At 70.7% G+C, this 18,870-nt stretch carries 15 protein-coding genes; 3 read left to right on the top strand and 12 right to left on the bottom strand.

The annotated features are described in order from the left end of the window. A partial coding sequence (locus ACFFNX_RS16955; RefSeq protein ID WP_378202391.1) for a phosphotransferase family protein occupies window positions 1-1,019 on the top strand: 1,019 nt, incomplete at its 5' end. A gap of 72 nt (window positions 1,020-1,091) precedes the next feature. Here ACFFNX_RS16955 and ACFFNX_RS16960 read toward each other — a convergent pair. From ACFFNX_RS16960 to ACFFNX_RS16990, 7 genes are all read right to left on the bottom strand, one after another. Further along, the gene (locus ACFFNX_RS16960; protein WP_378202394.1) at window positions 1,092-2,645 is read right to left on the bottom strand and encodes a glycoside hydrolase family 13 protein; all 1,554 of its coding nucleotides are present in this window, start codon (window positions 2,643-2,645) and stop codon (window positions 1,092-1,094) included. 83 nt (window positions 2,646-2,728) lie between these two features. Next, entirely contained in the window at window positions 2,729-3,688 is a 960-nt protein-coding gene (locus ACFFNX_RS16965) for a carbohydrate ABC transporter permease (RefSeq protein ID WP_378202397.1), read from the bottom strand. A gap of 14 nt (window positions 3,689-3,702) precedes the next feature. Then, a complete protein-coding gene (locus tag ACFFNX_RS16970) occupies window positions 3,703-4,578 on the bottom strand; it encodes a carbohydrate ABC transporter permease (RefSeq protein WP_378202400.1) in 876 nt (291 codons plus the stop codon). Between the two features lie 150 nt (window positions 4,579-4,728). Next, a complete protein-coding gene (locus tag ACFFNX_RS16975) occupies window positions 4,729-6,111 on the bottom strand; it encodes an ABC transporter substrate-binding protein (RefSeq protein ID WP_378202403.1) in 1,383 nt (460 codons plus the stop codon). Window positions 6,112-6,324: 213 nt separating this feature from the next. After that, the gene (locus ACFFNX_RS16980) at window positions 6,325-6,531 is read right to left on the bottom strand and encodes a hypothetical protein (RefSeq protein ID WP_378202406.1); all 207 of its coding nucleotides are present in this window, start codon (window positions 6,529-6,531) and stop codon (window positions 6,325-6,327) included. A gap of 308 nt (window positions 6,532-6,839) precedes the next feature. Then, entirely contained in the window at window positions 6,840-7,880 is a 1,041-nt protein-coding gene (locus ACFFNX_RS16985) for a LacI family DNA-binding transcriptional regulator (protein ID WP_378202409.1), read from the bottom strand. Window positions 7,881-8,028: 148 nt separating this feature from the next. Then, window positions 8,029-10,326: a discoidin domain-containing protein gene (locus tag ACFFNX_RS16990; RefSeq protein ID WP_378202412.1), complete on the bottom strand. Its 2,298-nt coding sequence runs from the start codon at window positions 10,324-10,326 to the stop codon at window positions 8,029-8,031. 335 nt (window positions 10,327-10,661) lie between these two features. Between ACFFNX_RS16990 and ACFFNX_RS16995 the strand changes: the two genes are divergently transcribed. After that, window positions 10,662-12,236, top strand: a complete 1,575-nt coding sequence (locus ACFFNX_RS16995) for an alkaline phosphatase D family protein (RefSeq protein ID WP_378202415.1) — start codon at window positions 10,662-10,664, stop codon at window positions 12,234-12,236. A 54-nt stretch (window positions 12,237-12,290) separates the two neighbouring features. On the opposite strand, the gene ACFFNX_RS17000 is transcribed toward ACFFNX_RS16995, so the two are convergent. From ACFFNX_RS17000 to ACFFNX_RS17020, 5 genes are all read right to left on the bottom strand, one after another. Further along, window positions 12,291-12,416 carry a hypothetical protein gene (locus tag ACFFNX_RS17000; protein ID WP_378202417.1) on the bottom strand — a complete coding sequence of 42 codons (126 nt, stop codon included), beginning with the start codon at window positions 12,414-12,416 and terminating at the stop codon, window positions 12,291-12,293. Window positions 12,417-12,606: 190 nt separating this feature from the next. Further along, complete coding sequence (locus ACFFNX_RS17005; protein WP_378202420.1) at window positions 12,607-13,488, bottom strand: serine/threonine-protein kinase; 882 nt, start codon at window positions 13,486-13,488, stop codon at window positions 12,607-12,609. Window positions 13,489-13,587: 99 nt separating this feature from the next. Next, window positions 13,588-14,964, bottom strand: a complete 1,377-nt coding sequence (locus ACFFNX_RS17010; RefSeq protein WP_378202423.1) for an FG-GAP repeat protein — start codon at window positions 14,962-14,964, stop codon at window positions 13,588-13,590. A gap of 80 nt (window positions 14,965-15,044) precedes the next feature. After that, complete coding sequence (locus ACFFNX_RS17015) at window positions 15,045-16,250, bottom strand: L,D-transpeptidase (RefSeq protein ID WP_378202426.1); 1,206 nt, start codon at window positions 16,248-16,250, stop codon at window positions 15,045-15,047. 217 nt (window positions 16,251-16,467) lie between these two features. Continuing rightward, window positions 16,468-17,232: an iron-containing redox enzyme family protein gene (locus tag ACFFNX_RS17020; RefSeq protein ID WP_378202429.1), complete on the bottom strand. Its 765-nt coding sequence runs from the start codon at window positions 17,230-17,232 to the stop codon at window positions 16,468-16,470. A 126-nt stretch (window positions 17,233-17,358) separates the two neighbouring features. On the opposite strand from ACFFNX_RS17020, the gene ACFFNX_RS17025 reads away from it, so the two are divergent. Continuing rightward, a complete protein-coding gene (locus tag ACFFNX_RS17025; protein WP_378202432.1) occupies window positions 17,359-18,693 on the top strand; it encodes an FAD-dependent oxidoreductase in 1,335 nt (444 codons plus the stop codon). Window positions 18,694-18,870: the final 177 nt, after the last annotated feature.

Consider the following 18,870-nt stretch of genomic DNA (forward strand, 5'->3'; position numbering starts at 1 on the left):
ACGAGCGGTTCGCCGCCGTACGGCCCGGCCTGGAGCGCGAGCTCGGCCGGATCCTCGCCCGCGTCCACGCGCTCCCGCCCGGCGAGATCGCGGACCTGCCCGGCGGCGACCCGCTGGAGGGACTCGCCGCGATGTACGAGGCCTTCGGCGAACCGCGCCCGGCGATCGAACTCGCGTTGCGCCGGCTCACCCGCGACCGCCCGCCGCCCGGCAGGGACACCGTGGTGGTACACGGCGACTTCCGCACCGGCAATCTCATGGTCACGCCCGAGGGCGTCCGCGGCGTCCTGGACTGGGAGCTGACGCACCGCGGCGACCCGGTGGAGGACCTCGGCTGGCTTTGTGTAAAGGCGTGGCGGTTCGGCTCGCCGCATCCGGCGGGCGGCTTCGGGTCCCGCGCCGAACTCCTGGCCGGGTACGCCGAGGGCGGCGGCAGGGTCCCGTCCGCCGAGGCACTGCGCTGGTGGGAGACGTACGGCACCCTGCGCTGGGCGGTGCTGTGCCGGCACCAGGCCGAGCGATACCTGTCCGGCGCCGAACGCTCGGTCGAACTGGCCGCCCTGGGCCGCCGGGTCTGCGAGCAGGAGCACGACCTGCTGCTCGCCCTCGGCCTGACCGAGCCGCGCGAGGTCCTCGACCCGCTCACCGGCCGCCCGCCCTCCCCCGCCGCACCACCGCACGACCGGCCCGGCGCGCTGGAGCTGATCGATGCCGTACGGGCGTTCCTCACCGACGAGGCGATGCCCGACGGCGACGAGCGCCTGCGCTTCCACGCCCTGGTGGCCAGGTCGGCGCTGGGCATCGCCCAGCGGGAGCTCCTGCTGGGCGACGCTCACCGCACCGCCCACGACCGCCGCCTGGCGACACTCGGCTGCCGCGACGACGCGGACCTGGCCCGCGCGATCCGTTCAGGAGACCTCGACGACCGGATGGACGAGGTCATCGCCGTGGTCCGCGCGACGGTGACCGACAAGCTCATCGTCGCCAACCCACGCCACCTGTCCGTCCCGGACGTCTGAGCCGCGCCGCCCCGCACTCCGTGACCGCGTCTGCCGGGCGGCCCTCGCCCGGCGGGCGCGTGAGGCCCGGCGTCAGAGCAGCCAGACCGCGGTGTCCGCGGGGAGCAGGCCGCCGTCGACCGCACCGCTGGCCAGGCAGATCCGCTGGTGCTCCGGCAGGCGTACCGGCTCCCGGCCCAGGTTGACCACGCAGGTCAGGCCGGAGTCGCGCGTGAAGGCGAGCACCTCCTCGCCCAGCGGAAGCCACGTCAGCGTGCCGTCGCCGAGCCTCTCTCGGCGGATCCGCAGCGCCGTCCGGTAGAGGTTGAGCATCGAGGACGGGTCCGGCTCCTGCGCCTCGACCGTCAACGGTCCCCAGTCCGCGGGTTGCGGCAGCCAGGGCTCGCCGCCATAGCCGTACGGCGGCGCGTCGCCGGCCCAGGGCAGCGGCACGCGGCAGCCGTCGCGCCCGCGGTCGGTGTGGCCCGACCGGGCCCAGATGGGGTCCTGCAACAGCGCGTCGGGGATGTCCTCGACCTCGGGCAGGCCCAGTTCCTCGCCCTGGTAGACGTAGACGCCGCCGGGCAGCGCCATGGCCAGCAGGGCCGCCGCGCGCGCCCGCCGTACGCCGAGTTCGCGGTCGGAGGTCATGCCGTGCTTGCGGTCGCCGTGGTCGAAGGAGGTGTCCGGCCGGCCGTACCGGGTGACGGGCCGGGTCACGTCGTGGTTGGACAGCACCCAGGTGGGCGGCGCGCCGATCGGCACGTGGGTGGCGAGCGTGTCGTCGATCACCCGGCGCAGCGCGGCCGGGTCCCACGGGCAGGACAGGAAGTCGAAGTTGAAGGCCGTGTGCAGTTCGTCCGGGCGCAGGTAGCGGGCGAACCGCTCCTGGTCCGGCAGCCAGACCTCGCCGATCAGGAACCGGTCGGGGTAGGTGTCGGAGACCCGCCGCCATTCGCGGTAGATCTCGTGCACGCCGTCGCGGTCGGTGTAGGGGTCCAGACCGTCCGGCTCGGCGTCGGGGTCCTTGATGAGGACGGCCGCCGAGTCGATGCGCACGCCGTCCACGCCCCGGTCGTACCAGAACCGGAGTACGTCGAGGAACTCCTCCCGTACGGCCGGGCTGTTCCAGTTGAAGTCGGGCTGCTCCGGAGCGAACAGGTGGAGGTACCACTCGCCGTCCGGCACCTGGGTCCAGGCGGGACCGCCGAAGATGGACTGCCAGTCGTTGGGCGGGCCGCCGGTCGGGCGGCCGGGCCGGAACCAGAACCGCTCCCGCGCCGCCGAGCCGGGCCCGGCCGCGAGCGCCTCCTGGAACCAGGCGCTCTGGTCCGAGGAGTGGTTGGGCACGACGTCGATGATGATCTTTATGTCGCGCTCGTGCGCCTCCTGGATCAGTTTCTCGGCCTCGGCGAGCGTGCCGAAGATGGGCTCGATGCTCCGGTAGTCCGCGACGTCGTACCCGCCGTCGGACATCGGTGAGGGATACCACGGGTTGAGCCAGATGGCGTCGATGCCGAGCCTGGACAGGTAGTCCAGGCGGCCGCGCAGCCCGGCGAGGTCGCCGAGGCCGTCACCGTTGCCGTCGGCGAAGCTCCGCAGGTAGACCTGGTAGATCGCGGCTCCCCGCCACCACGCTTCTTGCATGCTGGGCTACTCCTTCGAGACGACGTGTTCGTGGTTCGATCCGTGGTTCGGCCGAGGGACGCACTCGGACCCGCCAGGGCGGATCAGCCCTTGAGGCCGCCGGCGGTGAGGCCGGCCATGATGTTGCGCTGGAAGATGAAGAAGACGACGACCGCGGGAATGCTCGCGATCACCAGCGCGGCGATGAGTACGTTCTGCGGCATCTCCTGGGACAGCTGGGAGATCGCGACACTGACCGGCATCCGGTTCGTGTCGGGCATCACCAGCAGCGGCCAGACGAAGTCCTTCCAGACGTTCACCACGGCGAAGATGGACACGACGCCGAGGATCGGCCGGGAGACCGGCAGGATGATCGACCACAGCATGCGTGGCGCTGAGGCCCCGTCGATCGCCGCTGCCTCGAGCAGCTCCGACGGGATGGAGTCGAAGAATCGTTTGAGCAGGAAGATGTTAAACCCGTTGGCGGCGGCCGGCAGCCAGATCGCCCACGGCGTGTTGAGCAGGTTGAGGTGCAGGATCGGCAGGTCGCGTACGGTCAGGTAGGCGGGCAGCAGCAGCACGGTCGGCGGGATCATCAGCGTCAGCAGCATCCCGCCGAGCACGATGTTCCCGAAGATCGGCCGCAGCTTGGACAGCGCGAACGCCGCGCAGACGTCCACGGCGATCTGGATCAGCCAGGCGCCCAGGGCGTAGATGAAGGTGTTGAGCATGTAGCGGCCCAGATCCATCTGCTGCCAGGCGTTCTTGTACACCTCCGGGTGCGGGTGCTCGGGAAAGACGCTCGGCGGCATCCGGACGAGCTCGCCGGAGGACTTCATCGCCCCGGTGACCATCCAGTACAGCGGGAAGACGAAGACCAGTGTGAACACCACGACGGTGAGGCTCAGCACCGACCAGTAGATCACCCGGCCGCGACGTGTCCGCAGGCTGTGCGGCGAGACGAGCGTTCGCGGCCCCGTCTCCATCCGCCGCGGCGGTCGGGCCCGCCGTGCGACGGAGCGGGCGGGCGTCGTACGGACCGGGCGGTCCAGGACGTTCGACATCGAGGCTCCCAACCTCAGACCCGGGCGGGCCGGCTGTCCCGGTCATCGCGGGAGAGCCGTAGGTAGACGGCGGAGAAGACGACCAGGACGAGCATCAGCATGAGGCCGAGCGCCCCGCCGCTGCCGTAGTTGTTGAAGTTGAAGGCGTACTGGTACATGAGATAGACGACGCTCACGGTCGCGTTGTCCGGGCCGCCGCCGGTGAGCAGGAACGGTTCGATGAACACCTGCATCGTCGCGATGATCTGCAGCAGGAGCATCACCAGGAGGATCAGCTTGGTCTGCGGGATCGTGATGTGCCGGATCCGGCGCAGCAGCCCGGCGCCGTCCAGCTCCGCCGCCTCGTACAGCTCGGCCGGCACGGTCTGCAGCGCGGCGAGGTAGATCAGCGTGCCGCTGCCCATGTTCGTCCAGGTCGCGACGATGACCAGCGAGATCAGCGCGGTCTTGCCCGAGTCGAGCCAGGCGAGCGTGGGCAGGTGGACGAACCGCAGGATCTCGTTGAACAGGCCGGGCCCGGGGTTGTAGAACCACTTGAACAGCAGCACCGACACGGCCGGCGGCAGCATGACCGGCAGGTACACCACGAACCGCAGATAGCCGCGCGCGTGCCGCAGCTCGTTCAGCAGCAGGGCGGTCACGAACGGGACGATGTACCCGCAGAGCAGCGCGAGCAGGGTGAAGATCGCGGTGTTCTTCCACGCGGCGCTGAACGACGGGTCCTGGATGATCCGGTGGAAGTTCTTCAGGCCGACCCACTTGGTCTCGCCGATGAAGTTGGTCTTCTGGAAGCTGAGGATGACCTCGCGCACGATCGGATACCAGGAGAACAGCGCGAAGCACACGAGAGCGGCGCACAGGAACCCGTACGCGGTCAGGTTGCGCCGCACGCCGCGTCCGCGGCGGGCTCTCGGGCCCCACCGCGTCCCTCTCGACAGCGAGATGTCCATGTGTCTCCGTTTCTCCCGCTCGTACGGGCCGGTCCGCAGGGCCCTGGTGCGGGGGCCGGTCCCGCACGGTGACCGGCCCCCGCGGCTCTGTCAGTCGGCGTTGGCGAGGATGCCGTTGACCTTGGTCTCCGCCTTGGAGAGCAGGCTGTCCAGATCGGCGTTCCGGTTCGTCAGCACCGATGAGACGACGCCGTCCAGCACCGCGTAGATCTGCTGGGCCTGCGGCGGTTCGAGGCGGTACTTCACCTTCGGGTCACCGTCGGCGAAGGCCTTGTAGTTCTGCACCGGCAGGTTGGCGTTCTGGGTGCGGACCTGGAGCTCCTCGGCCGCGGGCGGACCGGTGAAGATGTTGGGCTGCGGCAGGCCGACCGGCTGTTTGTCGATCTTCTTCTGCGCCCAGTCGAACTGGCCCTTGCCCGGCGTGAGGTTCTCGAACTCCAGCCAGAGGATGCCGGCCTTGATCTGGTCCGGGGTGTCCTTGCGGTTGAACATGTAGCCGTCGCCGCCGATCAGGGTGCCCTGGGCGCCCGGCATCGGGGCCAGGCCGTAGTCCTCGAACCTGCCCTGGAACTGGTCCTTGATGGTGGGGATGTTGTCCGGCGCGGACAGGTACATGCCGAGCTTGCCGGAGGCCATCATCGGCTGGACGTCGGAGATCTGCAGGAGCTGCTTGCTGCCCATGCTGTTGTCGGCCCAGCGCATCTGCTGGAGGTTCTGCAGCACCGCGTGGCCCTGGGGGCTGTTGAACGCCGCCTTCTTGCCGTCCGGCGTCACGATGTCGCCGCCCTGGGAGTACATCTCCGCGGTGAAGTGCCAGCCGCCCTGGTTGTTCGCGCTGTAGTCGGCGTACCCGACGATGCCGTCGCCGAGGGCCGCGATCTTCTTGGCGTCCGCGCGCACCTCGTCCCAGGTGGTGGGCGGCTGGTCGGGGTCGAGCCCGGCCTGCTGGAAGAGCTTGCGGTTGTAGAGCAGGCCCATCGAGTAGTTCGTCTTGGGCAGCCCCCAGAGCCGGCCGCCGCCCTTGAAGACGTTGAGCACCTGCGGCTGGAGGTACTGGTAGTTCTTGACGCCGGAGACGTACTTGGTGATGTCGGCCGCCTGGCCGTTCTCGATGATGTTCTTCGCGTCGGTGAGGTAGACGTAGTAGACGTTCTCCATCTGGCCGCCGGCCAGCTTGGCGGTGAACGTCTTGGGATCCTCGCAGGGGAACGCGTCCTTGCTCACGATCGTGATGTTCGGATGCAGCTTCTCGAACGCGGCGACGTCGTTGTCCCACTCCCTGCGCAGCACCTTGGAGCTCTTCGGCGGCTGACAGCCGACGGTGATCGACACCTTGGTGTTCGGGTCGAGCGGTCCGACGTCGGCGGCGGAGCCGCCCTTGTCGTCGTTGCCGCTGCTACTGCCACACGCGGCGACGCTGGCCAACGCGGTCACTCCGGCCACCACGACCGCGAGACGACGTGCTCTCTTCAATGGACTTCCCTCCTGGAGTGGCACCCCGAAGACCATCCGGCCGTACGGACGACGAACCGCGCTTCGTGCGCTCCGGTTGCCAGGAAGATACAGAGACGAGCAGTAGAGAGCAAGAGTCAGTCATATCAATGAAAAAACTGAACAGAGCATGGCCGACAGGGCCGAGATGAAGACTCAGGGCACTCGCCACCTGCGAATATCAAGTGACGCAGATCACCCGCGGCTCACCGGAACGCCGCGTTGATCCACCCGCCGTGACAGGATCGTGATGATTTCGGTCTGAATCGTGCGGCCGTTCATCGCCTTCTTACGCAGGACCCCGGCCACATCCGGCCGAAGGTCCGTGGCGCGGCGGCGGAGGACGCGGGCTGGGACGCGCTCTTCATCCGGGACCCCCTCACGCACGACCGCCGCCGACATCCGTTCGGGGATACCCGCTCTGGTGCAGTGCCCTCGCCCGCCGATCTGGGTCGCCGGGTTCTGGCCGCGCCGCAGGCCGATGCGACGGGCGGGGCGGGGCGCCCTTCGAGATCGTGGTCGGCGGTGTCAGCCCCACCCGCCCGGCGAGGCGGCCGAGACGATCGGGCCACTGGTCGACGCGGGCATCACCCGGTGGGACTAACGACGACGATCCAGACCGCTTCGCACCCGTGCTCGCCCGCATCGAGCAGGGCCCGGGCCCGCTGACCCGAAGGTCGCTCAGGCGGGCCGTCTTCGCGGGCGGCCGGTCAGGCGGTGGTGACGCGGGCCGGGGCGGTGGAGCCGCGGACGACGAGCTCCGGCTCGTACAGGAGCTCCTCCGCCGTGAACGCGGTGCGGTCGATCTGGTTCACGAGCATCTGCACCGCGGCGCGGCCCATGGACTCGATCGGCTGGCGGACCGTGGTCAGGGGCGGGTGGGTGCAGTTGATGAACGCCGAGTCGTCGAAGCCCACCACCGACACGTCGTCCGGCACCGACAGCCCGGCGCGGCGGACGGCGCGGATGGCGCCGAGGGCCTGGGGGTCGCTCGCGCAGATGATCGCGGTGAAGCCGTTCGCGATCAGCCGGCGGGTGACCGCCTGGCCGCCCTCCAGGGAGAACAGCGCGTGCTCCACGGCCGTGTCGGGCAGGTCGAGGCCGGCCGCCTCGGCCGCGGCGGTGAACGCCGCCAGCTTGCGCCTCGACGGCATGTGGTCCTCCGGGCCGAGCACCAGGCCGATGCGCTCGTGGCCGAGCGAGAGCAGGTGCCCGAACGCCTGGTCCACCGCGACCATGTCGTCGGTCGAGACGCGCGGGAAGGTCAGCTCCTCGACGGCGGCGTTGACGAGCACGACCGGCAGCCGCAGCTCGTACAGCCGGTGGTAGTGCTCGTGCGGGGAGTTCGCCTCGGCATAGTGGCCGCCCGCGAAGACCACGCCCGACACCTGCTGATCGATCAGCATCTCGATATAGTCGGCCTCGGACAGCCCGCCGGCGGTGCGGGTGCACAGGACGGGGGTGAAGCCCTGCTGGGCGAGCGCTCCCCCGATCACCTCGGCCAGCGCCGGGAAGATCGGGTTGCCGAGCTCGGGAAGGACGAGACCGACGAGACGGGCGCGTTCGCCGCGGAGCTGGGTCGGCCGTTCGTACCCGAGGACGTCGAGGGCGGTGAGGACCGCCGCACGCGTCGCGTCGGAGACGCCGGGTTTGCCGTTGAGGACCCGGCTGACCGTCGCCTCGCTGACGCCGACCTTCTTGGCCACCTCGGCGAGCCGGCGCGTCTTCGTCTCCCCCGGTGCACGTGTCACACCCGCAAGCATACGGGCAGCGAACGCAAACCGTTTGCATGAATGAGCCCCGCGAGCGCAAGACTCTCATCCCCCGTGAAAACCTTGCGCTCGCGGGTGCTGGACGTCCGGGAGGAGGATGCGTCCGGTCCTCCCCCCGGACGCGTCTCTAGGAGGCGTACACCTCGAACTCGGACAGTTGCCCGGCCGGCCAGCCGGTGTTGGCGGTGATCTCCACGCGTACGTACCGCGTCTTGGTGGCCGGGAAGGAGACCGTGGCGGTGTTGCCGCCGGCAGGGTCGAACGTGACGCCGCGGGACCCGGCGAGCGTCGTGTACGAGGAGCCGTCCGCCGAGCCGAGGATCGACAGCGTCTGCGTACGCGTGGCCCAGGCCGACGCCGGCGGCAGCTTCAGCACGACCCGGCCGACGTCGGTCGAGGCGCACAGGTCGACGGTGATCCGCTGCGGGAAGCTGTTGTTCGCGCTCTCCCAGTAGCTGTTCGCGTCGCCGTCGACCGCGTTCGTCTCGACGTAGTTCTGGGTGTGGCTGCTCGCCGTGACCGCCTTGCCGCGCGCCAGGTCGCCGCTGCCCGGCTGGCAGGTGGGCGGCGGGTCGGTCGGCGGCGTGGTGCCGCCTCCGCCGCCCGGGTAGATGTAGTTCGGGTCGGGCCACTGGCCGGTGCAGACCGTCGAACTCAGGCTCCAGCCGGAGTTGCCGCTGCCGTACGTCGGGGCGAACGAGTCGCCGACGCAGTTGTGGATGTCGACGCCCGCGCCGATGTAGGACGCCGTGACGCCCGTGAACGTCGCGGTCGCCCCCGCCTGCGCCTGGATCATGTACGTCCCGGTGCCGGCCACGTTCACGCCGGAGAAGTTGACGGTGTGCGTCGCGCCGCCCTCGATGAACTGGATGGCCTCGTACGAGCTGTCGATGATGTCGGAGTCGGTGACGTTCACCGTGGCGTTGATCGCCTCGTTCAGCCCGTCGAACCAGAGGGCGCCGACGCCGAAGTGCCAGTTGTAGTCGGAGTTGCCGGCCCGCAGCAGGGCGTTGCGCGCGACGGTGATGGTGCCCGCGACGGCGGTGCCGCTGCCGGAGTTGACCCCCGGGTAACGGTTGGCGACGTGGATGCCGCCGCCGTTGGTGACGGTGTCGGAGACGACGTTGTCGGAGATGGTGAAGTCCCGTCCGCCGTACGTCACGATGTTGTTGGCCAGCACGGGCGCGACCACCGTGTTGTGCGTGAACGAGTCGTTCACGTTCGGCTTGTTCTCGGGCCAGCTCGCCAGGCCGTCGTCGCCGGTGTTCCTTACGAAGGTGTTGGTGACGGTCGAGTTGGTCACGCCGATGTGGAAGTTGACCCCGTCGGCGGTCTGGTCCAGGATCCGGCTGTTCCGGATGGTGAAGTGGTCCATCGGGCCGTCCATCCAGGCCCCGACCTTGGTGTGCTGGATCCACAGGTCATCGACGGTGGAGTTGCTCATCGCCCCGCCGATGCCGTTGACCTGGTCGGCGTCGACCCGCTCGGTGATCTCGCCGATGATGGCGAAGTCCTTCAGCGTGACGTTCTGACTCGGGCCGCCGTCGGCGACGTACTTGCCGTAGATGCCGGCGGCACGGCTGCGGTTGTTCGGGTCGCGGCCGGTGAGCACGCTGTACCACGGACCGGCGCCCGCGAGCGTGACCCCGTCGACGATCACGTGGCCGTACAGGGTGTAGGTGCCCTGCGGGATGTAGACGACCTTGTTCTGTGCCTTGCCGGCGTCCACGGCGGCCTGGAAGGCGGCGGTGGAGTCGGTGGAGCCGTTCTTGACGGCGCCGAAGGAGTCCACCGAGAGGGACCCGGCGGGCTGGGCGATCGGCGCGGGCACCGCCTCGAAGTCGGCCAGGTCCACCGTCACCGCGGCGGTCGTGCTGCCGGAGGTCTGGATCCGTACCTTGGTGCCGGCGGCGAGGGTCGAGCCGAACATCGTCCGGGTCTCGTCGTAGAAGTGGTGCGGGTTCCCGTCACCCGGGTTGTTGCTGAACGGGTAGCCGCCGTAGTACCAGGAGTACTTCGAGGTGAGGGACAGGTCCTTGAGCTTGGTGCCGTTCACGACGAGGTCGACCGGGGTGGTGATCCCGGTGCCGTTCGCGCCGTCGGGCACGCTGTAGCGCACCGACATCGCGTTGGCCGCCTTCGGGAGGGTGAACTCCACGTACTTGCCGGACCCGCTGAGGGTGACCGCGCGGCGGCCGGACGCCTCCGAGGGCAGGTGGGTGTAGATGCGGTCGGAGCCGATGACCGTGCCGTTGGTGGCCGCGCTCTCGGCCTCCACCTCGGTGAACGGCACGGTCGCGCCGCGTCCGGGGAAGGACCACGGCGTCTCGGCCGACGTCGCGGCGGACGCGCTCGGCGCGGACAGGGCGGGGACCGCGAGCACGCCGCCGGCGAGGCCGAGGGCGGCCGTCACGGCCAGCGTCATCGCCGTGAGTTTCCGGTGGACCACAGGACGGCGTGAGGTGGGGGGATGACCTGACGTCACCATCGCTTAACCCTTCTGGCGGAGAGCCGGAGTCATCCAGGGACGCGCTGACGACGAACCCCGGCGGGGGATGGGGTCGGCCGCCGCACGGGGCGGCGTTGGGCTGAGCACACAGTAGGACGCCAAAAGATTTCGCGCAATAAACAGACGTAACATTGCAAAAATCTCTCTAACACGTACAGTGAAGACGCTGTCATGAGGCGTCCACACGATGTTGTCCGCACCGTCAGGGGCCCGTTCCGTGACCGGCAGAATCGGCGCCTGAACTGGGTGACGTGCAGCTATCGCGACGGAACCTGCTGATCGGGGCCGCCGGACTGGCCGTGGCCCCCCGGATCCCCCGCCGTCACGGCGATCCGTTCACGCTGGGCGTCGCCTCGGGCGACCCCGTCCCGGACGGCGTGGTCCTGTGGACGCGCCTCGCCCCGCGTCCCCTGGCCGAGGACGGGCACGGCGGCATGCCGTCCCGCGACACCGAGGTGGAGTGGCAACTGGCCGAGGACGAGCGGTTCACCCGCGTCGTACGGTCGGGCACGGTCACCGCGCGGCCCTCGTGGGCGCACAGCGTCCATGTGGAGCCGGCCGGCCTCCAGCCGGGACGCGAGTACTTCTACCGCTTTCGCACCGGCGGGTATCTCTCCCCCACCGGGCGGACCCGTACGGCCCCGGCGCCGGGGACCGCCCCCGACCTGATGTTCGCGACCGTGTCGTGCTCCAACTACGAGCAGGGCTACTTCACCGGTTACCGCCGGCTGGCCGAGCAGCAGCCCGACCTGGTGCTGCACCTGGGCGACTACATCTACGAGTACGCGCCGGGCGGGTACAAGGCCGCCTCCGGCGCGATCGTCCGGCCGCACACCGAGGGCCACTGCCAGACGCTGACCGACTACCGGCGGCGGCACGCGCAGTACAAGACCGACGCCGACCTGCGGGCCCTGCACGCCCTCGCGCCGTGGATCGCGGTCAACGACGATCACGAGGTGGAGAACAACTGGGCCGGATCCCATCCGGGCACCTCGAACCGGCCCGGGTTCGCCGAGCGCAAGCGCGCCGGCTACCGGGCGTACTACGAGCACATGCCGCTGCGCCGCGCCTCGCTGCCGCGCGGGTCCCGGATCCGGCTCTACCGGCGGCTGGGATGGGGCTCCCTGGCGACCTTCCACGTGCTGGACACCCGGCAGTACCGCGACGACCAGCCGTGCGACGACGGCATCCGGCTCGACTGCGACGAGCGCCTCGCGGCGGGGCGCGTCCTGGCCGGGCCGGACCAGCGGCGCTGGCTCGCCGAGGGCCTGCGCTCCTCCGGCGCGCGCTGGAACCTGCTGGCCCAGCAGATCTTCATGGCGCAGCACGACTACCACCTCGGCCCCGGCAAGGAGGTGCTGGTCGACACGTGGGACGGGTACGCGGCCGAACGCGACCGCGTGCTCGGCGACATCGTCGCCTCGGGCGCCCGCAACCCGGTCGTGCTCACCGGCGACATCCACGCCCACTACGCCAGCGACCTGCTGACGAACTTCGACGACCCGGACTCGCGGCGCGCCGGCGTCGAGCTGGTCACGACCTCGATCACCAGCGACGGCGACGGGTACGACGACCCGGCGGGACGGGCGGTGGAGCTGGCGGAGAACCCGCACATCGCCTACGCCGACCAGCGGCGCGGCTACGTCGTGTGCCGGCTGTCGGAACGGTCGCTGCGAGCCGATTTCCACACGCTGCCGTACGTGTCGAGGCGGAACGCACCGAGCACGGTCGCGGCCGCCTTCACGGTGGAGGACGGGGCCCACCGCCTCACCCGGTCCGCCACCGCGCCACGCGGACGGCAGGCGGCCGCCGCGGCCCCTCGCTGAATCTCGCTTCCGGACCTGGCCCGGCCGCCATGCGGCTCCGCCGACGAGGACGGGTCAGCGGATCCTCCAGAGCCGCACGGTCCCGTCATCACCGCCGCCGGCCAATGTGCGTCCGTCCGGGCTGAACGCCACCGAGAGGATGCCGTCACCGGCGCCGCCGAGGGTGGTGGTGTTCCACATCCCACCGTCTTGCCGTAGCCGCCGACGGCCAGAGCGCGGCCGGCGAGGGTGGCGGTGGGGAGAATATCGGATGGGAGCTCGCGGATGACCGCGTAGGAGGCCGCGGCGACGCCCGCCGCGGCGAGCGCGCCGAGGATGAGAGTGCGTCGCCGGAGCAGTGCGGGTGTGTGCGGCGGGTCGAGTGCCACCGTCATCGGCCGGGCGCCGGGTCGGGGTGCCCGTCGATACCGGCTGAACGGTCGGCCTTTCCGTGGTGACGGGCCGAATGGCCGGTGGCGTCGTCCGCGTCCTGGCGGCGGGGGTGGCCCGGGCGGTGAGCCGGGTGAGGATCTCCTCGGCCCCGGGACGGCCGATGGGGGTTTTGGCCAGGCACGCGCCCGCCAGCTCGCGGAGATCGCCGGGGCCCCGTCCAGGCGGGGCTCCTCGTTGATGATGCGGTGCACGATCGCGGGAATGGTCGCGGCGTCGAACGGCCCCGGCCGGTGGCGGCGAACACCAGCACGCACCCCAGCGAGAACACTCGCCGGCCCGCTCGCCGCGCACCTGTTCGGGCGCCATGTAGGCGAACGTGCCGATGACCATGCCGGTCGAGGTCAGGGGAGCCGGCGTCGGCCGGGCGGGCGATGCCGAAGTCGATGATCCGCGGCCCGTCCTCGGCCATGATCACATTGCCCGGTTTCAGGTCCCGGTGCACCACCCCGCAGGCGTGGATCACGGCCAGGCCCTCCGCCGGCCCCGCCCCCGGCTCGCGCACCGCCTCCGGCTCCAGCGGGCCCCGCTCGCCGACCAGCCGGTGCAGGGACGGGCCGGGAATGTAGGCGGTCACCAGCCACGGTGACGCGGCGTCGGGGTCGACCACCGGCGCGGTATGAAACCCGCCCACCCGCTGTGCGGCCTGCACCTCCCGGGCGAACCGCGCCCGGAACCGCGGGCTGGAGGCGTGCTCGGCCCGGATCAGCTTCACCGCGACCTTCCGGCCGCCGGGGGACACCCCCAGGAACACCTCGCCCAGCCGCCCGGTCAGCCGGTACGACCCGACCTGGCGCGGATCCCCCGGCCGCAGCGGATCCATCGAGACATGCCCCCATCTCAGAAGAACACCCGTGTCTGCGTCAGATCACTTCAGGAAACCGGCCGTGCGTGAACCGAATCGGCCACGCCCGTCCAGCCGTCAGATCACGGCGTAGCCGAGGAGCTCCCCGTTCGAACCGCTCTCGACCGGCGTGGGGGTCCGGCCGTGGACGCGGTAGACCGTGCCGCCGAAGCCGCCCGCACCCGGGGCGCCGACGTACAGGTCACGGCCACGGGCCGCCAGCGTCCAGCCGAACTGGGACGTGCGGCCCGCCGGCGAGGTGATCAGGGCGCCGCGGGTCAGGCCACGGCCGCGGTGGCCGGTCAGCACCTGGACGGCGCCCCGGCCGGTCGCGCTCGCGACCAGGTCGTCCGTGCCGTCGCCGTTCAGATCGGCGGCGGCGAGCGTGGTGCCGAAGCGGTCGTAGCCGCCCGCCTTTCTCAGCGTCCACACGTCGTCCCGGCCGGAGGCGTACAGCACGTGGACCGCACCGGAGGCGTAGTTCTCCGGGATCTTGGTCTGGTCCTCACCGGGCACGCCCACGGCGAGCTCGTCGACGCCGTCGTGGTCGACGTCGACGGCGGCGACGGCCGCGCCGAACTTGTCGTACCGCTCCGGAACCCCGCGTACGCCGTCGCTGTCCTGGGTGATCCGCCGGGACCGGTGCGCGGCCGGGTCGAGGACGGTCACCGCGCCCGAGGCCTCGTCGCCGTCGCCGGGCGCTCCCACGGCCAGCTCCCGGTCGTGGCCGCCGTCGAAGTCGCCGATCGCCAGGGCCGACCCGAAGCCGTCCGTCTGACTCGTCTTCTGGCCCACCCACGAGGTGTGCTGGGTGATGAGGCGCGCGTCCCGGAGGCCGTGCGTGTACACGGCGACGCCACCGCCGCCGGAGATCCCGGGGGCGCCCACGACCAGGTCGTCGCGCCCGTCGCCGTCCAGGTCACCGGCCTCCAGCGCGGTGCCGAACCGATCGCTGCCCGGCGTGCGGTGCAGGTCGCGCACGCCGAGGACGCGGCCGGGGCGCAGCCCTCGCGGCGAGCCGTAGTACAGCGACACCACACCGGTGCCGTCGGCGCCCGGTCGCGCCGGGTCCTGGTCGGGGACCCCGATGGCGAGGTCGTCGCAGTGGTCACCGTTGAAGTCGCCGGTGACGAGGGTGGCGCCGAACCCGGCGCCGCGCTCGGGAACCGCCATGGACAGCCAGCTCACGTGCCCGCCGTAGCTCACGGCGACGGTCCCGGCACGCACACGCCCGGCGACCGTGGCGTACGGTGCGCCGATCGCGTGGTCGCTCCGGGCGTCGCCGTCGAAGTCCGCGCCGGCGTGGCCGTGGCAGGGCCGGACCGGCGTGAACGCCGTGCCTCGCACGGTGCGTGTGACGCGCCGCGACCCGTCGGCGGGACTGCCGAGCGGGCCGGCGGCGGAGAGGGAGGTCAGCAGGATCACGGTGGCGCCGGCACGTACAGCGGTCTTCACAAGGGCCAGGCTGCACGTATCGGGAGAAGCCCGTCTTCACGGACAGTGTCCTTCAGCTGACTTTTCGGTCGACAACTTCGTCAGTGACGTTGTAGCGCGCTGCCCTTCAGCCACTTGGCCCAGGACATCTGGTAGTAGGACCAGCCGTTGTCCGGCTCCACCTGACGGTCGGTGCCGGTGATGTCGACCGGGTCGCCGGGCTGGGACTGCTTGTAGTACCAGATGGCGTCGGTGGCGGGTTGGCGGATGCACCCGTGGCTGCAGTTGCTGACGCCGAGGCAACCCTCGTCGCCGGGCGTCTGGTGGAGGTACTCACCGGCGCTGGAGACGCGGACCGCGTAGTGGATGAGCTCGCTGTAGTAGCCGGCGTCACCGGGGCCGCGGCCGGGCGAGGTCATGGTGACGTCCTCGTCCTTCTCCATGTTGAGGTGGATGCCGCTCGTCGTGGTGTACTCCGCGGAACCGCCCATGCCGGCGCTGATCGGGACGTGCCGCACGACCTTGCCGTCGTGCTCGACGCGCATCTGGTGCTTGGCGATGTCGAGGTAGGAGATGTGGGAGGCGCCGATCCGGTACGTGCGGACCAGGTCCTTGCCGCCGTACAGGTCCTTGCCGCCCTTCACCCCGCTGAGGTGGGCGATCAGCTTGACCGTCTGGTGGGCGGGCCAGTAGCTCTTCGCCCGGTAGATGACCTGTTTGTCGTCGAACCAGTGCCACGCGCCGAGGACCGGCTTCTCGGCGATCACCTGGAGCGACTTCTCGACCGCGGCGCGGTTGTGCACGGCCTTGTCGAAGTTGAGGATGATGGGCAGGCCCACCCCGTACGTGTCGCCCTTACGGCTCTCCAGGACCTCGTCCTGGGAGGCGCTGAACGTCTCCCCGGAGGCCCTCTCGGTGTCGAAGCTGCTCTGCGCCGTGGACATCCGGCCGTCGGCGTTCTCCGCACTGGCCCGTACGTTGATCTTGCTGCCGGGCTGGAGGGTCCACCGGGACTGCCACCGCGTGTGGTCCTGGTTGTACTCACCGGAGATCTTCTTGCCGCCGCTGTCCAGGACGACGTCGGCGAGGCGCCCGCCCGTCGCGCGGACCACGACCGGGGCGTCGGGCCGTACGCCGGCGGTGCCGCTGGCGGGAGTGATCACCACTCGTGCCGCCGCGGCCTCGCCTTTCTTCCCGGCGTTCTCGCCCGCGGAACTGCTACCGCCGCCGCAACCCGCACTGGTGATGATCGCGGCGCCGGTGGTCGTGGAGACGAACCATTTAAGACCACTGGCAGTGACGTGCATTCGCAACCCTTCCTGCGGCTTGGACCGTTAGGCGCAAAGCGTGATCGACTATGAGATACCCACGCTGAGCAGCAGAGATGCCACCGATCGGCACGTTGCAAAACGCCACAGGAAGAACCACTCACGACATATCGTCGCGAGCCGGGCGGAACTATTCCGTTATCGAGCGAGAATTCGGTCGAAGTCCGTCGGACTTGATCGAGAATTCACCGTCACATTACCCAACCGCGTGAAAGCCCGCGTCGAAACCACGCCGGAAGAGTTCGAGTGAACGCCGGGTGGCCGCCTCGACCTTCTCCCGATCGGCCTCGTCCCGTACGGTGATCTTGATCAGCTCGAACGCCTCGCGCGGGTGCGCGTCGTCGTACTCGGCGTGCTCGGTGAGCCACCGCAGCGCGTTCGGGTCGTCGGCGTACCGCTTGCGGAAGGCGGGCAGGACCCGTTGCGTCCACTCCCCCGTCGCGCCCTCGATCGCGTAGTTCACCGCGCCGAACGCCTCGGCGAGCGAGCCGCGGTAGCAGACCGACCAGAGGTACTCGTACAGCGCGCCGACCTCGGGGCCGGGGCGGTGGGAGACGAGCTCGTCGAAGCCGATGCCGTGGGCGGCAGCCCAGTCGGCGTACCACTGGGCGTGCAGGGCCTCGGTCCGGATGTTGCCGATCAGCCAGTCTCGCGCGAGGTGGTCGCCGGACGTCTGACCGAATGTGGTCTTGGCCAGGTACACGCCCATGTACTTCGGGAAGGCCTCGACGACACAGAAGAAGTCGAGCAGGACCCGGCGCCAGGCCGCCTCGGGGAACTCCCCGTCCGCCGTCGTGGTGAACAGGGGCGACTCCAGGACGGCCGACCACTCCGGCCTGAGCGCGTCGACCATGGTTAAGGCCCATTCCGGGTGTGGTGTCTCGGTCAGCTCCTGCTTCACCATCCGGTGATGCCGAGTACGGGAGGGCGGCCGCGTGGCGTGTTCATCGGACGTCGTCATGCATGACTCCTCGCTCCGGGGCCTTTCAGTATCCGCGCCCTGTACAGAGGGTCAATATGCCGGTTTCATAGAACGGTCTCACCCGTGGATCTTTTGTCCGCCCCCGTCCGTCCCGGGAGGCCGTACATGAACCGCGACCACGCCGTCGTCATCGGCGGCAGCCTCGCCGGGCTTCTCGCGGCGCGCGTCCTGTCCGGCCACTTCGACCGCGTCACCCTCGTCGAGCGGGACCGTTTCCCGGCCGGGGCGGCGTTCCGGCCGGGCATCCCGCAGTCGCATCACCTGCACGTCCTGTGGACCCGGGGGCTGTCCCTGCTGGAGGAGCTGTTCCCCGGGCTGGAGAAGACGCTCGTGACCGCGGGCGCCGCCGAGATCGGGGTGCCGTCGGACGTCTTATGGCTGACCGCGACCGGCTGGCGTACGCGGTTCGAGGTGACACGGCTGCTGACGTTCAGCCGCCCGCTGCTGGACTGGGCCGTACGATCGCGGCTCACCGGCGACGTGCTCTCCCTGGACGTGCTGGAGGGGCACGAGGTGGTGGATCTGGTGCCCCGGGGCCACGACGTCGCCGGGGTGGTGCTGCGGTCGGGCGAGACCATGGCGGCCGACCTCGTCGTCGACGCCACCGGACGGGGGTCGCGGGCGCCCGTGTGGCTGGCGGCCCTCGGCTACCCCGCGCCGCCCGAGACGCTGGTGGACCCGCTGCTGGGGTACGCGAGCCGCTTCTACGCCGTCCCGGACGGCTTCGACCCGGGCTGGAAGGCGCTCTACCTGCAGGCGGACCCACCGGAGGCGCGGCGTACGGGAGGGCTGTTCCCGCAGGAGGGCGGCCGGTGGATCTGCAGCCTGTCGGGCGCGGGCGGCGACTACGGCCCGACGGATGAGGAGGAGTTCCTCGCCTTCGCCAAGGGCCTGCGCCACCCGGTGCTGTACGAGGCGATCCGCGACGCGGAGCCGCTCGGCCCGATCCGCGGCTTCCGCCGTACGGCGAACCACCGGCGCCACTACGAGCGGCTGCCCGCCTGGCCGCACGGCTTCGTGGTGATGGGCGACGCGGCGTGCGCGTTCAATCCGATCTACGGGCAGGGCATGAGCGTGGCGGCGATCTCCGCCGTCGCCCTGGACCGCTGCCTGCGCGAGGACCGCGACGACCTCGAGCGCCGCTTCCAGAAGAGAGCGAGCCGCAGCGCCGCGGGCGCCTGGCTGGTGGCCACCGGCGAGGACCTGCGGTACCGGGAGACCCGGGCGGCCCCGACCGGGCTGAGCACCCGGCTGATCAACGCGTACGTGGACCGGGTGGTGACGGCGGCGAACGTGAACCGCCGCGTGTGCGCGAGCCTGCTGGACGTGCTGGCCCTCACGGCCGCCCCCGCGTCACTGTTCTCGCCGGGCGTCCTGGCCAGGGTCACGGCGAACGCCGTGCGTCCCGCCGCGCCGCCCACCGGTCCGCCCGTGCGGTGAACCTCCGGCTCGACGGTCAGGAGGGCGGTTCCTCCGGCGGGAGGAACCGGTTGCGGCGGAAGGTCTCCGGCGGGCCGGTCACGCCGGCGAGGTCGTGGCCCGGCGGCAGGTCCTGGCCGGGGCCCGCCGCCGGCGGCGGAGTGGCGAACTGGCCCGGCGGCGGCGTCGAGTACTGAC

The sequence above is a fragment of the Actinoallomurus acaciae genome (genome assembly GCF_042429965.1).
GTDB lineage: Bacteria > Actinomycetota > Actinomycetes > Streptosporangiales > Streptosporangiaceae > Actinoallomurus > Actinoallomurus acaciae.

Coding starts and splice junctions, on each gene's coding strand:
- ACFFNX_RS17015 (WP_378202426.1), bottom strand. CDS start 16,250: ATGCACGTCACTGCCAGTGGTCTTAAATGGTTCGTCTCCACGACCACC.
- ACFFNX_RS16990 (WP_378202412.1), bottom strand. CDS start 10,326: ATGACGCTGGCCGTGACGGCCGCCCTCGGCCTCGCCGGCGGCGTGCTC.
- ACFFNX_RS16960 (WP_378202394.1), bottom strand. CDS start 2,645: ATGCAAGAAGCGTGGTGGCGGGGAGCCGCGATCTACCAGGTCTACCTG.
- ACFFNX_RS17000 (WP_378202417.1), bottom strand. CDS start 12,416: ATGTGGAACACCACCACCCTCGGCGGCGCCGGTGACGGCATCCTCTCG.
- ACFFNX_RS17005 (WP_378202420.1), bottom strand. CDS start 13,488: ATGGATCCGCTGCGGCCGGGGGATCCGCGCCAGGTCGGGTCGTACCGG.
- ACFFNX_RS17020 (WP_378202429.1), bottom strand. CDS start 17,232: ATGACGACGTCCGATGAACACGCCACGCGGCCGCCCTCCCGTACTCGG.
- ACFFNX_RS16980 (WP_378202406.1), bottom strand. CDS start 6,531: ATGTCGGCGGCGGTCGTGCGTGAGGGGGTCCCGGATGAAGAGCGCGTC.
- ACFFNX_RS17025 (WP_378202432.1), top strand. CDS start 17,359: ATGAACCGCGACCACGCCGTCGTCATCGGCGGCAGCCTCGCCGGGCTT.
- ACFFNX_RS16965 (WP_378202397.1), bottom strand. CDS start 3,688: ATGTCGAACGTCCTGGACCGCCCGGTCCGTACGACGCCCGCCCGCTCC.